Origin of the sequence: Shewanella sp. Sh95 (genome assembly GCF_001308045.1) — a bacterium.
GTDB lineage: Bacteria > Pseudomonadota > Gammaproteobacteria > Enterobacterales > Shewanellaceae > Shewanella > Shewanella xiamenensis.
This window is the reverse complement of sequence record NZ_LGYY01000003.1, coordinates 1-14,024: the sequence shown is the minus strand read 5'-3', so window position 1 is coordinate 14,024 and position 14,024 is coordinate 1. Positions and strand designations below refer to the sequence as shown.

Here is a 14,024-nt window from a genome sequence, read left to right as displayed (position 1 = left end):
GCGGTGCTGTGCGATTTATCTCAGTAAATTCTATCGCTTAAGATACTTTTGATAAAGCTGCTGGTGGCGATTATTCAGATCTATTTGTCTTCCTTCAATCCAGATCGCATCAATTTTGTTACTCATGGGGTCGAGGATATCTCCGTCACTCAGCACAACGCTGCCCTGATAGCCTACTTCGATAGCGCCTAAATCGTTAATCCCTAACAGCTTTGCAGCATCTAACGTGACAGATTTCAACGCTTGCTCTGCCCTAACGCCATAAGCTGCGCTGTAACCTGCGGCATAGGGTAGGTTACGACTGTTCCAATCCGATGAAAAACCAAGGGCATAGGGAATGCCGGCATTTGCTAGCAACGAAGGGATTTTAAACGGTAAATCTACCGGTTCATCTGTGCGTTTAGGTAGGCTTAGGGTGTGCGGGTAAATCACACTGGCATTCACTTCCCTTAAGCTTGAGGCCAGTCGCCATGCATCATAACCACCAACAATGACCAATTTAAATTGATATTTTTTAGTCAGGGCAATCACTTGCTCGATTTGGTTAACACTGTCTGCGTGGGCAAATAGCGTCGCTTTACCTTGGTACAGTGGCAACATGGCCTGCCAACGCAGATTGGGCGTGTTGTCCGTATCCTGTGCATTTTGACTTAAGAAATAGCGGTAACCGTCCTCAAAGGCGTTGATTAGCTTATCAATAGCCTGCTGATTTTTTTCAATCGCTTTGGCTTTTCCTTTTTCATCCTCTGGCATGCGTTTTATCTGTGGCCAGTAAACATGAAATTGGCCTTCACTGGGGTGCAATGCATCTTCAATGGTCCACGCATCGAGATCGACGACCACCGATTGGCCCGCGAGTCCGTCACCACTAGGGACGATTTGTGCGTGAGTGATGCCATTATAGCGAATGGTTGGCAGCAGCTCCGAATCCGGGTTGTAAGCCGTTGCTGCAGTAATTTGCGGGTTAAAGTCACCGACTTCAGCGTTATCTACGGTCGGGCGAACCATCTCGATTTCCACTAAGCCAAGACTGGTATCCAGTGCAATAAGGCCGGGATATAAGTGTTTGCCCGTGGCATCGATAACCTGTGCTTTACCATCAGCCCCGTTGACGTGTAACTGTGGTCCTAGCGCACTGATTTTGCCGTTTTCGATTAACACATCGGTATTGGTTAGTACCCCTTGGCTGACCGTATGCACAGTGGCGTTTTTAATCAACACACCGTGAGTTTGTTTAGGCGTAGGGATGAGATTATGTGCCTGCACGGACAAGGTGATGGCCAGTGTCGACAGCAGCAAGGTTGTGGGTAAGTGCTTCATTATTTTGCTCCCTGATGATGTTGGCCCCAAGCCTGATAATGGGTATCGCAGTGCCATTGTGGCTCGTTAAGCGGTGTAACTTTTTCACCCGCCTTAGCGTTATCATCACTACTGAGAATTTTTTGGATAAGAGCGGCACGCTCAGCCACTACTTGCTGCTGGGCAAGCTGGTCTTGGTCGCGATCGAAGTAGCGTTTGCCTTCAACCCAAGCCTGGGTCACTTTGGCATAAATCGACAGCGGCTCGGCGTTCCAAAGCACAATATCGGCCATTTTGCCTGGGGTGAGTGAGCCAACATACTCATCGACTCTGAGCTGTTTCGCTGGGTTGATGGTCACCATATTCCAGGCATCTTCCTTTGACATACCGCAATACATCATTGACTTAGCTGCTTCTTGGTTGAGTCTGCGCTGCATTTCGTAGTCATCGGAATTGATACTCGTCAACACACCTTGTTTTTGCATTAGGCACGCGTTTTGCGGGATCGCATCATAAACCTCGAACTTATAAGCCCACCAATCGGCAAAGGTCGAGGCGCCCGCACCATGGGCAGCCAGTTCACTGGCAACCTTGTAACCTTCAAGCACATGGGTAAAGGTTTGCACTTTAAAGTGGTAGGCTTCGGCTAAGCGCAGGAACATTAAAATTTCCGACTGTACATAAGAGTGAATATGCACATCGCGCTGTTGCTTAAGCACTTCGGCCACCGCCTGCAGGCGATAACTTGGGCGCGGTGCGAGGGTTTTCTTCTTCTCACTGCTGCGTAAATCATCATAATCCTTCAGTGCATTCTCATAGGCGAGTGCTGCATCGAAGGTTTCTTCAAATAAGGCTTTTACCCCCATGCGCGTCTGCGGGAAGCGCTGCACAAACTTTTCGCCCCAGTTACTCTGTTTAACGTTTTCGCCAAGGGCGAATTTGATACTGGCAGGGGCATTGGCAAACTTTAGCTGTTCTGCGCTTTCTCCCCACTTCATTTTTATTAACTGGGATTGGCCACCAATAGGATTAGCGCTGCCATGGAGTAATTGTGCGCTGGTCACACCGCCCGCGAGTGCGCGATAGATGGAGACATCTTCAGGATTAATCACATCGCCAATCCGCACTTCAGAGGTGACTGCGTCGGTGCCTTCGTTGGTGCCGCCGTTGATGGCAATATGGGAATGCTCATCGACAATACCCGCTGTTAAGTGCTTGCCCGTTGCATCGAGGACTTGATATCCAGAAGGCGTGTTGAGTTGCTGGCCGATTTTTTCAATCTTGCCATTGGCCATTAGCAGATCCGCATGTTCCAAGATACCTTGTTTATCTGAGGTCCACAGGGTGGCATTTTTAATATGGAGTTTCTCGGCTTTGGGCGCCTCACTTAAACCATAGGCGACGTTAGGGTAGGTCAGTTGACTGACTAAGGTTTGCGATGCATCGGCTTTAGGCGTGCTTACTTGCTCCGTCTTTGGCAGAGGCGTAAGGGCAATACCAGCAACATTAATGCTACGACTTTGGGCGTCTACCATCCGGCCTTGAATGCCGTCTTTGGCAAACCAGAGGGTAAAACGGCTGATCCCATGAATGCCTGCATCAGTTAAATTGGCGTTAAAGCTGACGCGGCCGTCGTCTTCAAGCTTGAGGTTGGAGAGTGGAATACTCTTCTCGCCAGTGCTCAGATTTCCTTGCAAAGTGGTTTTGCCTGCTTTGTCTGCTTCTTCAAGGTTCAAATCTAAAGTTAAATTATTCAACGTCAGCTGATAGTCACCCAACATCTTGGCTTGTGAAAGTGAGCGGATGGCTTGTTCTTGTCCCTGTAGCCAGACACTGTAAATTTGTCCGTCTTTAAAAATATTGCCCTTAGTAATGACAAAGTCCGCCATATAGCCCGGAGCAAGTTTTCCGGTCAAGTCAGCGGTTCCTGCCATTTCAGCAGCTTGAGTGGTGAGGGCCGCGAGGGCTTTATCTTCGCTGAGTCCTTGCGCAATCGCTTGACGAAGGCGTGGCCAAAACGCCTCGGTCTTAATGCCAAATTGGGTAAACGCAAAGGGGATACCTGCATTTGCTACTGCGGCAGGGTTTGTGGGCGCGCGCTCCCATTGCCTGAGTTCTGCAAGGGAGACTTCGCGATCGGCATCATCGGTACCCACATCGGGTGCTTGTGGGTAATTAAGAGGAAGAATTAAAGGATAATTCAGAGCCTTTAATTCGTTGATCCGAGCATACTCTTGGCCACTTGCGAGTAAGTTGGCGGGCTGCTTATGTTCTTTGAGTAGGTTAGCTGCACGCAATAAATCGTTCAGATTTTTTGTTTCAAATACGATTGGTTTCTCGGCTAAGTTATCTAAACGTTCGAAGGCAATATTAAATTCAATTTGAGGTGTAGCTGAACTATTAACCGATTTGTGCTTATTTTGGTTATACCAGTTAGCATCAGCAAAGGTTTGCCTGATAAGCGCGATGCTACCCATGAGGGAATTGGGATAGTCTTGTTCTGACGTACCTTTATCGAAGGCCATAAAAGGTTGGCTGTGCGCCCTATAAATTACCTCGTTGGCAGTTTTGTCCGCGAGTGAAAGACTGACACCCGTGCCTCGGAAAATACCATCGAGTTTACTACTTTGTACACTGGTAAAGCCGTTATTGATCCAATCTCGTGCGCGTTCTTTATTGGGGTAAATGTAATTAAACCATTCTTTTTCAGCGTGAATTGCACCATTTTCAGCATTCCCGCCAATACGCTTAATATCATATACCGGACGAGTGAGCTGCAATTTGGGATATTCAAACTCGATAGCATAATCGGTAAAAGGATCGATAAAACCGGGATAAATAGTATAACCACTGAGATCGACTTTTAGTGCTGCCGCGGGGATATCACCTTGGTCAATAATGGCTTTGATCCGATTGTTTTCAACTAATAATGTGGCATTTGAGAGTCGTTTCCCCGGTGCAAGAATTAATTCTGCATTGGTCAATGCAGTTAACTTATTGACGGGGGGGATGGGATTGGCCTCGGCAAAAATGGGTTGAGATACAAAACTACTTATTATGCCGCAGCTTATTATTATCTTATTGTTTATCTGCATTTTTTATTCACTTAGACGGAGGGTGAATAAAGAGTAACCTAAAGTAGATGTAAATACTAAAGATGAATTGTAACGCAATTTAAGCATTTACTTGAATGACAATGGGCGGGGTGGGATAGGCATAAAAAAGCTCGCAGGGCGCGAGCTTTTTTATGTTACTCAATGATAATAGCGAATGGCTATTGTCATTACCATTACGGTATTGGATTAGATTAAGAAATCATCCATAGAACGGCCTTTATTGACTTCGTTCTTAAATACTGTTGGCATACGGCCTTGACCTGTCCACTGGATCACTTCGCCATCAACTTCAATTTGGTATTTCGCTGGACGAGGAGCGCGTTTCTTGCTCGAGGCTTTAACTGCAACACCACCTAAATCGTCGATTGATAAACCAACGGCTTCCATTTGTTGACGGATTTCTTCAATTTTTGCATTACGAGCAGCAATAGCTTGCTGTTCTTCTGCTTCCATTGACTCACGCTCAACTAAAATTTTATCTAGTTTAGCCGCTAAATCACGCAGTTCTTCAACGCTAAGATCTTTTACAGCAGCTTTAAAACGACGACCGTGAGTTAATATCTCTAAAAATTCGCTCATATCTATTTTCGTCCCACTCTATTTTTATTACAGGATAATGGTGAACAACAGCTAAATGATAGAAACTAATATTGCTCGAATCAAATAAAATTATGCAATAAACAAAAATTAAATATTATTTAATTTTTGAACTTTTTATATATGGCAAATAAGTGTTCAAAAATGTGGCCAATACGACAGTCTTAAAAATGCAAACAAGCGTTTGACTTTGGTTGACGTTAACGTTAACAGGACGTAAAGTGGCTCTATCCTGCATTGGTGATCACCAATGTTTTGTCCATGTACATGAAAGTGTAGGAAGGAAGCCCTATGAAAGTATTGGTGCCTGTTAAGCGCGTAGTTGATGCCAATGTGAAGGTCAGGGTAAAAGCTGACAACACCAGCGTTGATACCGCAAACCTCAAAATGGCGTTGAACCCTTTTTGTGAAATTGCAGTAGAAGAAGCGGTTCGTTTAAAAGAAGCGGGCAGTGCTACTGAAGTAGTGGTCGTCAGCATCGGCAATAAAGCCGTTCAAGAACAATTGCGTACCGCATTAGCATTAGGTGCTGATCGCGCGATTCACATTGATACTGAAGAAGAGTTAGCACCAGTATCAATTGCCAAATTACTTAAAGCAGTACAAGAAAAAGAACAAGCGCAATTAGTGCTGTTTGGTAAGCAATCCATTGATGGTGATAATAACCAAACGGGCCAAATGTTTGCTGCATTAACGGATATGCCGCAAGCGACCTTTGCTTCAGCAATTAAAGTTGAAGGTAATTCACTTCAAGTTGCTCGTGAGATAGATGGTGGTATGCAAACCTTAAATCTACCGTTGCCAGCTGTGGTGACTGCGGATTTACGTTTGAATGAGCCACGTTATGCCTCATTACCTAATATCATGAAAGCCAAACGTAAGCCGTTAGATGTGCTGACGGTAGCTGATTTAGGTGTGACGCTCAAAGCGCATCAAACGGTGATCAAGGTAACGCCGCCTGCTGAACGTAAGGCCGGTATTATGGTTGCGTCGGTAGCAGAGCTGGTTGAAAAGTTAAAGAATGAAGCGAAGGTGATCTAAATGGCCATTTTAGTATTAGCAGAACACGATAATGCGGCGCTGAAACTGGATACCGCTAAAGTTGTCACCGCAGCTCGTGCGATCGGCGGCGATGTACATGTATTGGTGGTGGGCCATCAATGTGGTGCAGTGGTGCAAGCCGCTCAAGCTCTACAAGGTGTCGCGCAAGTATTAGTTGCCGATAACAGCGCTTATGAAGCGCATTTAGCCGAAAACGTGGCTAAATTGCTGGTGGACTTAGCACCAAACTACAGCCATATTCTCGCAGCGGCATCGAGTGCGGGTAAAGACACGTTACCGCGTGTGGCAGCACTTTTAGATGTGGCGCAAATTTCGGAAGTGATTGGCGTGGTGAGTAGCGATACCTTTGTTCGTCCGATTTATGCGGGTAACGCCTTAGCGACAGTTCAAAGCCATGACGCTATCAAAGTGATGACAGTGCGTGCCAGTGCTTTCGATGCGGTGACACAGGGTAATAACGCTGCTGTGACTACCTTGGATAAAGTGTTTGAAGCCAAAGCTCAGTTTGTGTCTCAAGCGCTGACAGTTTCAGCACGTCCAGAGTTAGGTAATGCTGGCATTATCGTATCTGGTGGCCGTGGCATGGGCAGCGGTGAAAACTTCGGGATGTTAGAGCAACTGGCTGATAAGCTTGGTGCCGCAGTAGGAGCTTCGCGTGCGGCGGTTGACGCAGGCTTTGTTCCGAATGACTTGCAAGTCGGTCAAACTGGTAAAATTGTCGCACCTAACCTCTATATTGCAGTCGGTATTTCAGGCGCGATCCAACATTTAGCGGGAATGAAAGACGCTAAGGTGATTGTGGCTATCAACAAAGACCCTGAAGCGCCTATCTTCCAAGTTGCCGATTATGGCCTCGAAGCTGACCTGTTCGAAGCCGTTCCGCAGTTGATTGCAAGCTTAAGTTGATTTTATTTGTGAGCTAAGTCAGAGTAAGCGGCTTCGCGGTGGTAACTGCTTAGCCGCTTATGTTTTTATGAGCCTCACGCCCATGTATGGGCGTTCTTAGAAGTAGAGGCGCACCAAATATCAGTAGTGATCAGTAGGGTGATTCCGTTGATCGTTCACGAAAGGATTTGGTGCCGAAGTAGTTTGATTTATCACGATCAACTGCTGGGGTTGTGTCTAATAGGTACAACACTGCCATAGTATTTCCAGATACGGATATTAGGAATAGTTACTATGGAGCGCTATTGATAGGACAGGTGATCTTGGGTATCTATTGCCTTTTCCCACCAGTTCAGTCGCCCTCCATTCGTATTTTGACGAAGAAATAATCAATGACTGTAGTTAGTTATGCCGATTCGGCGCTTTCTTTGCTCCCGCCTGTGGTTGCAATTGTATTGGCGATTTTTACTCGCCGAGTGCTTCTTTCCCTCGGTTTAGGAATTGTGATTGGAGTATTATTGCTCAATCAATTTTCTCCTGTGGCCAGCGGTGAGTTTTTATTTAACAGTGTAAAAGGACTTTTTTGGTCGGAAGATGGCGTAAATTCTTGGAATTTATACATTCTCGGTTTCTTGATTGTATTGGGGATGATCACCGCTCTAATTACTGTGAGTGGTAGTGCTCGGGCATTTGCTGATTGGGCAAGGTTACATATTCGTAATAAGCGCGATGCGAAATTACTGACCATGTTTTTAGGCTGTGTTGTTTTTATTGACGATTATTTCAATAGTTTAGTCGTTGGGTCTGTCGCAAGGCCTGTTACCGACCGTTACCATATTTCCCGCGCTAAGTTAGCTTATTTATTAGATTCTACCGCAGCACCAGTTTGTGTCATTTCACCGGTATCAAGTTGGGGCGCTTATATTATTGCGTTAATTGGCGGAATATTAACAGCACATGGTTTTGCGGATTCAGGGCATTTAAGTGTCTTTATTCAAATGATCCCTATGAATTTCTACGCAATTTTCTCTTTATTATTACTGCTTTGTGTGGCGTTTATGGGCTTAGATGTTGGCCCTATGCGTGAACATGAATTAAATGCCATGCGCGGTAATTTATACGATGAGACTAAAGGTTTACCGCCAGGTGCTAATGCTGATTTACCCGAAGCTGAAACAGGTAAAATCCTCGGGTTATTCCTACCTATCACAGTACTGGTATTTGCGACCCTGTATTTTATGATCGATAGCGGTGCCCAAGTATTAGCTAAAGAAGGCATTGAATTTAATATTATTTCTGCTTTCGAGAAAACCGATGTGAGTTCATCACTGTTCTTTGGTGCCCTGATTGGTTTAGCGGTTGCGCTGGTACTTAACTTAGTGCAAGGCGTTGAAAAATCAATGGTATTAAAAGGTGTAGTGCAGGGCGCTCGCTCTATGTTGCCTGCGATTTACATCTTGTTATTTGCTTGGACCATTGCAGGTGTGATCGGCCAGCTTGAAACCGGTAAGTTTATGGCTAGCCTAGCCACTGGGAATATTCCCTTTGCTTTCTTACCTGCATTAATGTTTGTGTTAGCGGGCCTGACTGCATTCTCTACAGGAACCAGTTGGGGTACGTTCGGGATTATGCTGCCGATAGCTGCGGATATGGCGATGGGCAGTCACACAGCCATGATGTTACCTATGCTGGCTTCGGTATTAGCGGGGGCGGTATTTGGTGATCATTGTTCACCGATTTCTGATACCACTATTTTGTCGTCGACGGGGGCCAGTTGCCATCATATCGACCACGTAGTGACGCAGCTTCCCTACGCAGTAATCGTTGCGCTGATCAGCATGATCGGCTACGTAGTGCTTGGCTTTACTGAATCGGTCAATGCGGGATTAGTGACTTGTAGCATATTGTTTGTATTGACGATTTTTGGTTTGCACATTAAATCCAAAAGTACGGCTTTATAAGTCCGTGATTTAACTTCGCTCTTATATTGAGAATGTAAAACAAATCAGCCAGCAACTATGCTGGCTGATTTTTATCTACTCAGTATCTAAAATTACTGAGTCTGATTGAGCCCACGGCGGTTGAGTAAACCTTCAGTGGTAGGCTCTTGGCCGCGGAAGTTCTTGTAAGCTTCCATTGGCGCAATACTGTTGCCCACTTCGCGAATGGTCTTACGGTATTTCATGCCGATCTCACGGTTTAGGCCGCCTTGGGTTTGCACATAGGCAAAGGCGTCAGCCGCTAAAATTTCACTCCACATATACGCGTAGTAACTTGCTGAGTAACCACCTGGGAAGGCGTGGGCAAAGTAAGTTGACTTATAACGTGGTGGTACGGCGGTGATATTTAAGCCGTGCTTTTTCAGCGCATTAGCCTCAAAGGTCGCTACATCTTGCAATGGTGCATCAGGGCTTAATGAGTGCCATTCCATATCCACTAGCGCCGCAGCCATATACTCTAACGTATCGAAGCCTTGGTTAAAGCTGCCGGATTTTAACAGTTTTTGCAGTAACTCATCAGGGATAGGCTTGCCTGTTTCGTAGTGCTTGGCGTAGTTGGCTAACACTTTAGGGTGGGCCGCCCAATCTTCTTCGAAAGTCGATGGAAATTCCACAAAGTCACGGGATACCGAAGTCCCAGAAAGACTTGGGTAAGTCACTTTGGAGAACATACCGTGGGTACCGTGGCCCATTTCGTGGAACATCGTGGTGACTTCGTTATAGCTGACGAAGGTAGGTTGGCCATCAGGCGCCTTTTTAATGTTCATCACGTTAACTACGACAGGCTTAGTACCTTCGAGGAAGGATTGCCCTACAAACGAGCTCATCCATGCGCCACCGCGTTTACCTTCACGGGCAAAGTAATCAGCATAGAAAATCGCCATGCTTGAGCCATCGGCATCAAACATTTCATAGGCTTTCACATCTGGGTGGTATACAGGCAAATCTGGACGTGGTTTTAACGTCACGCCATACAACTCTTTAAGCGTATAGAACACGCCGTCTTCGAGGACGCGGTTAAATTCGAAGTAGGGACGAATGCTATTGGCATCAAGAGCGTATTTTTCTTGGCGGACTTTCTCTGCGTAAAACTCCCAGTCCCATGGTGCGAGTTCAAACTTGCCACCGGTCTTGTTGATCATCGCTTGGATATCGGCCGCTTCTTTCTCTGTGTTGGCGACTACGGCTGGCACCATAGAGCCAAACATGCTGTAAACCGCTTCTGGCGTTTTTGCCATTTGCGGTGTAAGGCGATAGCTAGCCCAGTTCTCATAACCTAAGAGAGCCGCGCGCTCGGCACGTAATTGGGCTAAGCGAGACACTAAAGATGCGGTTTCGTTTTCACCCGTTAAGCCACGGTTTGCCGAGGCTTCCCAAATGCGCTGGCGCAGTTCACGGTTCTCTAAAGAGGCGAGTATTGGCTGGCGAGTAGTGTTGGTGATATTGATTAAGTACTTACCTTCATGGCCTGCTGCCTTGGCATCATTTGCTGCCGAGGTGATTTCGCTGTCACTTAGGCCTGCGAGTTGTTCTTTGTTATCGACAACAATAGCGATTTCTTTGGTTAAGCGTAGTAAACGTTGAGAGAACTCGTTGGTCAGCGTTGATTGTTCTTCGTTCAGGGCGCGGATTTTTACTTTCTGCTCATCGGTCAGCTTAGCGCCAGCCATGATAAAGCGCTGGTGATACACCTCAACCAAACGTACCGCTTCAGGCGTTAAACCTAAGTTATTGCGGTCGTTATAGATGGCTTCAATACGAGCGAATAGCGCAGGATTAAGGTTGATGTTATCCGAGTGAGCAGCCATTTTTGGGGCCATTTCACCTTGGATTTTACGCAGGGCTGGATTGCTGTTCGAACCTGCGAGGTTGTAAAACACGCTCGATGCACGGTTGAGCAGGGCGCCGCTTTTTTCCATGGCGACAATTGTGTTATCAAAGGTTGGCGCAGCAGGATTGTTAGCAATTGCTAAAATTTCTTGATACTGCTCTTTAATACCTTGTTCTAAAGCGGGCTGAAAATGCTCGTCTTTAATAACGCTGAAATCAGGTGCTTGATATTGCAGTGTACTGGCTTGGAATAAGGGGTTTTGGGTTTGTACTGCGGTGACATTTGCAGCTTTTGTATCTTGAGTGCTACAGCCAGCTAGTGCTCCGGTCATCAGTGTGGCGCCAATGGCGATGGCAATAAAACTTTTACGCATAGTTGAGTGATTTCCTTAGAATTGTAGTTTTTGTGACTCTAGCGTTACTAACTTAAATAGGACTGAAAACCTATGGGATGAAGTTGTAAGTAAAAGTAAACAAAAAAAGCGCCCCAAGGTTACGGGGCGCTTTGAACTATTTTCTTGCAGGGAAAATAGTGGGACGATTAACTATTTACGGGTGAAGTTGTGGTATTTGTCGATACCTGATCTGCTACCTGTGTTATGGCAAACAGCACATGCTTCTCCTGTTGGTTGTTTGAACCAATCACCTACGGCAGGAACGCTGATCTCGCCACCATTGCTAGCCATGTGAGCTTTGACTGCATCGCCTGTGTGGCAAGCATAGCAGTTAGCGGTAACAGGGCTGGTCATTTTGTTACCAGGTTCAAGGATGTATTGGTTTGGTATTTTGTTTAAATCAATCGCGGTTTCGTGACAGGCAACACAGCTTGTGACTGGGTTGATTGCACCTGCACCGTTAGCGGTTTTCGCTTGAGTGCCATCGGCCTTCATCTCACCGACATTCGCACCGTTGCCCCAGTGCCAGCTGTGCACCATAGGACCAAAACCAGCACCGAGTGTGGCTGATGTCCGTGCCATACCATTATCATGGCAAGCTACGCAAGCCTTACCGCCTTCGTCAAATGCGCCATTTTTGTGGAATGCGGTGGCATCATTGTGACAAGTAGTACAGCTGTTATCACTGACTACGGTGCGACGTTCAAAGGCGGATACTTTGGTTGCAGTCGCAGGATCGACTACATCAGAGTATGCGGTGAACGAGACCCCCATTGAGCCGTCATAGCCATTGGCTCTGAGGCTGCCATTGCTTTGATAGCGTTGGTTACCGTCGTACTCCATCCAACCTGCGGTGCTGAAGGTCACACGTGCAGAGTAGACATAGTTGGCGTTTACAGGGCTGATATCGGTCAGCAGATGACAGATATTTTTAGTACCATCAGCATTGTAGCCATAGTAATAGTTAGTACGGTTACCTGGGCGACCGACTAAGCTATTTTTTTCGTAGGAATGCAGATAAGCACCTGCGTAAACAATCGGTTTCTTAGCATCAAATACCAGCGGATTTGAGTAGTTGAAGTTATCTTTAATGCTAAAGATATTACCGTCAGTATCTTTTACTGTCAGAGTGGTACACCAGCCTGGTGCGGTAACGGCAGAAGCTGCACCAGTTGGCGCATAATGATCTGTTTTTGTTGAAATATCATCAACTTTAACAGGGGTAGATAATTCAAGTTTATACTTAGCACGTAATGCTTGGCGCTCAGTAATACCTGTTTTACCTTCATGCATCGGACGGACATCGGCACCATTACTTGGCACAATCGCGCCTGGTACACCACCAGTATTGTGACAGTCAATACAGCCTGGGCCTGAAACATTAATATTGGTTGGAGCTTCAACGTGGCAAGAACTACAGTTCATCACGCTGAAATCTTTAGTAAATTTCTGGTGATTAATGTGGCCAATCTTAGACAGTGTGTTGGTTGAATAACCGCCGATAGAGAAACCTTCGGCATTTTTTGCTGCAAAGCTAACTGAGCCGTGACAGACTAAACAGCCTTCAACGAAGGTGACTTCGCTGTCCATACCGGTTGCTACATATTTAGTGTGTTTACGTGGGCTTGTTGAATAGTCTACGTGACAGGAATAGCAACTATCGGTCGTGGTTGAATGAGTTCCCTCTGGCTTGTTCACCACCAGCGGTGCTGAGAGAGCAATGCCAGTTTCAGCATTACCGCCGACTCTGAGCCATACAATACCTTCGGTACCTGCGTTAACACCTTTCATTGGGGCTTTAAAGCTATAGTGACCATCGCCTAATGAAGTGAGCAGAGCGCCCTCAGTTGCTTGAGTCGCAGCGCCACCGATATTGACGTTATCTTTGACAGGATTGCCACTTGCGTCTGTTTTGTCGGCTTCATTTCTATTATTGATAAAGCCTTTATCGGTTAATGCTGCAACTTTGGCTTCAGCATTTTTCAGTCCATTGATTAAGTTGCCATTTTCGTCAGTGATCTGAAATTCATAGGTGATATTGCCTTCACCAAAGCTATAGTTCAGTACTTTTACATTGGTGACTGTTGAACTCGTGACTGGTGGTGGAACCCAAGGTTCACCCGGTGTTCCTGGTGTGCCAGGTGTCCCCGGAGTGCCTGGCGCGCCATCTACACCATCTTTACCATCACTGCCGCAACCAACGAGAGCACCGGTAAGTGCTAACGCGACAACATATGCCAGTTTTTTAGAGGTGAATATTCTCATCATAATCTCCATTAATCCAATACGCATTTAAAGGCACGGATTGCAGCACTAACGTTTGCAGGGGAGATTAGTGCTTTGAACCGCTGATTTCATTTGCAAGCATCGAATACTTTTATTTTTTAAATTGAGTACTTTTAGTCCCAGATGAAATAATACTGTTATTGATATGTTTGTTTTTTGAACCAAACCGCATTTAGGACTATAACTTTGGAGGTAGATCACATTTCTAAACTTTTGTTAATGCGATTGGCTTTGTTTCCTAAATCGATTCAGCGAGCAAAGCTCCTCATAATCGTTTGAATATTAAACTACACGGTAAGTTTCAGGCATGCCTAGCCCAGTGAGTTTGTTCAACGCCTTTATCATCGCGTAAGTTTCTCCTACCTGACCGTTATAATTTCGCAGGCTCAATCTGCCACCAAGTAGTTGCTTCACTCTGTACATTGCTGTTTCTGAGATTGACCGCCGATGATAACCATACCGTTTTTTCCACTGCTTATTTGAACCATAAAGCTGTTGCCAACTGACCGCTAAGTTACGCGGATGTCCGTGTTCCCAGAGTGCAGCACCGTCCC

At 46.0% G+C, this 14,024-nt stretch carries 8 protein-coding genes, 1 pseudogene and 1 riboswitch; of the genes and pseudogenes, 3 read left to right on the top strand and 6 right to left on the bottom strand.

What is annotated here, in order from left to right; genetic code table 11:
* Positions 1–30: 30 nt before the first annotated feature.
* The 3 genes from AEA42_RS00315 to AEA42_RS00305 all read right to left on the bottom strand — a co-directional run bounded on the left by AEA42_RS00315 (position 31) and on the right by AEA42_RS00305 (position 4,994).
* The gene (locus tag AEA42_RS00315; protein WP_055646641.1) at positions 31–1,320 is read right to left on the bottom strand and encodes an amidohydrolase; all 1,290 of its coding nucleotides are present in this window, start codon (positions 1,318–1,320) and stop codon (positions 31–33) included.
* Positions 1,320–4,394 carry an amidohydrolase family protein gene (locus tag AEA42_RS00310; protein ID WP_055646640.1) on the bottom strand — a complete coding sequence of 1,025 codons (3,075 nt, stop codon included), beginning with the start codon at positions 4,392–4,394 and terminating at the stop codon, positions 1,320–1,322. The genes AEA42_RS00315 and AEA42_RS00310 overlap by 1 nt, the downstream gene beginning before the upstream one ends.
* Positions 4,395–4,601: 207 nt before the next feature.
* Positions 4,602–4,994 (bottom strand): H-NS family nucleoid-associated regulatory protein, encoded by a 393-nt coding sequence (locus tag AEA42_RS00305; RefSeq protein ID WP_037420523.1) that lies wholly within the window; start codon positions 4,992–4,994, stop codon positions 4,602–4,604.
* A gap of 309 nt (positions 4,995–5,303) precedes the next feature.
* Between AEA42_RS00305 and AEA42_RS00300 the strand changes: the two genes are divergently transcribed.
* The 3 genes from AEA42_RS00300 to AEA42_RS00290 all read left to right on the top strand — a co-directional run bounded on the left by AEA42_RS00300 (position 5,304) and on the right by AEA42_RS00290 (position 8,920).
* Positions 5,304–6,053 carry an electron transfer flavoprotein subunit beta/FixA family protein gene (locus AEA42_RS00300; protein ID WP_037420526.1) on the top strand — a complete coding sequence of 250 codons (750 nt, stop codon included), beginning with the start codon at positions 5,304–5,306 and terminating at the stop codon, positions 6,051–6,053.
* Positions 6,054–6,980, top strand: a complete 927-nt coding sequence (locus AEA42_RS00295) for an FAD-binding protein (protein ID WP_037420528.1) — start codon at positions 6,054–6,056, stop codon at positions 6,978–6,980.
* Positions 6,981–7,075: 95 nt separating this feature from the next.
* Positions 7,076–7,272, top strand: a riboswitch (Lysine riboswitch).
* Positions 7,273–7,351: 79 nt separating this feature from the next.
* Complete coding sequence (locus tag AEA42_RS00290; protein WP_055646639.1) at positions 7,352–8,920, top strand: Na+/H+ antiporter NhaC family protein; 1,569 nt, start codon at positions 7,352–7,354, stop codon at positions 8,918–8,920.
* A 92-nt stretch (positions 8,921–9,012) separates the two neighbouring features.
* Here the strand turns inward: AEA42_RS00290 and AEA42_RS00285 are convergent, their stop codons facing one another.
* From AEA42_RS00285 to AEA42_RS00275, 3 genes and pseudogenes are all read right to left on the bottom strand, one after another.
* Positions 9,013–11,163 (bottom strand): M3 family metallopeptidase, encoded by a 2,151-nt coding sequence (locus tag AEA42_RS00285; protein ID WP_055646638.1) that lies wholly within the window; start codon positions 11,161–11,163, stop codon positions 9,013–9,015.
* Positions 11,164–11,334: 171 nt separating this feature from the next.
* The gene (locus tag AEA42_RS00280) at positions 11,335–13,449 is read right to left on the bottom strand and encodes a cytochrome c3 family protein (RefSeq protein WP_055646637.1); all 2,115 of its coding nucleotides are present in this window, start codon (positions 13,447–13,449) and stop codon (positions 11,335–11,337) included.
* A gap of 303 nt (positions 13,450–13,752) precedes the next feature.
* Positions 13,753–14,024, bottom strand: a pseudogene (locus tag AEA42_RS00275) (IS5/IS1182 family transposase); the annotation flags it as partial.

What these genes read in the sequence shown, in the direction of transcription:
- AEA42_RS00295 (WP_037420528.1), top strand. Translation starts at nt 6,054, where the DNA reads ATGGCCATTTTAGTATTAGCAGAACACGATAATGCGGCGCTGAAACTG.
- AEA42_RS00315 (WP_055646641.1), bottom strand. Translation starts at nt 1,320, where the DNA reads ATGAAGCACTTACCCACAACCTTGCTGCTGTCGACACTGGCCATCACC.
- AEA42_RS00310 (WP_055646640.1), bottom strand. Translation starts at nt 4,394, where the DNA reads ATGCAGATAAACAATAAGATAATAATAAGCTGCGGCATAATAAGTAGT.
- AEA42_RS00290 (WP_055646639.1), top strand. Translation starts at nt 7,352, where the DNA reads ATGACTGTAGTTAGTTATGCCGATTCGGCGCTTTCTTTGCTCCCGCCT.
- AEA42_RS00280 (WP_055646637.1), bottom strand. Translation starts at nt 13,449, where the DNA reads ATGAGAATATTCACCTCTAAAAAACTGGCATATGTTGTCGCGTTAGCA.
- AEA42_RS00285 (WP_055646638.1), bottom strand. Translation starts at nt 11,163, where the DNA reads ATGCGTAAAAGTTTTATTGCCATCGCCATTGGCGCCACACTGATGACC.
- AEA42_RS00300 (WP_037420526.1), top strand. Translation starts at nt 5,304, where the DNA reads ATGAAAGTATTGGTGCCTGTTAAGCGCGTAGTTGATGCCAATGTGAAG.
- AEA42_RS00305 (WP_037420523.1), bottom strand. Translation starts at nt 4,994, where the DNA reads ATGAGCGAATTTTTAGAGATATTAACTCACGGTCGTCGTTTTAAAGCT.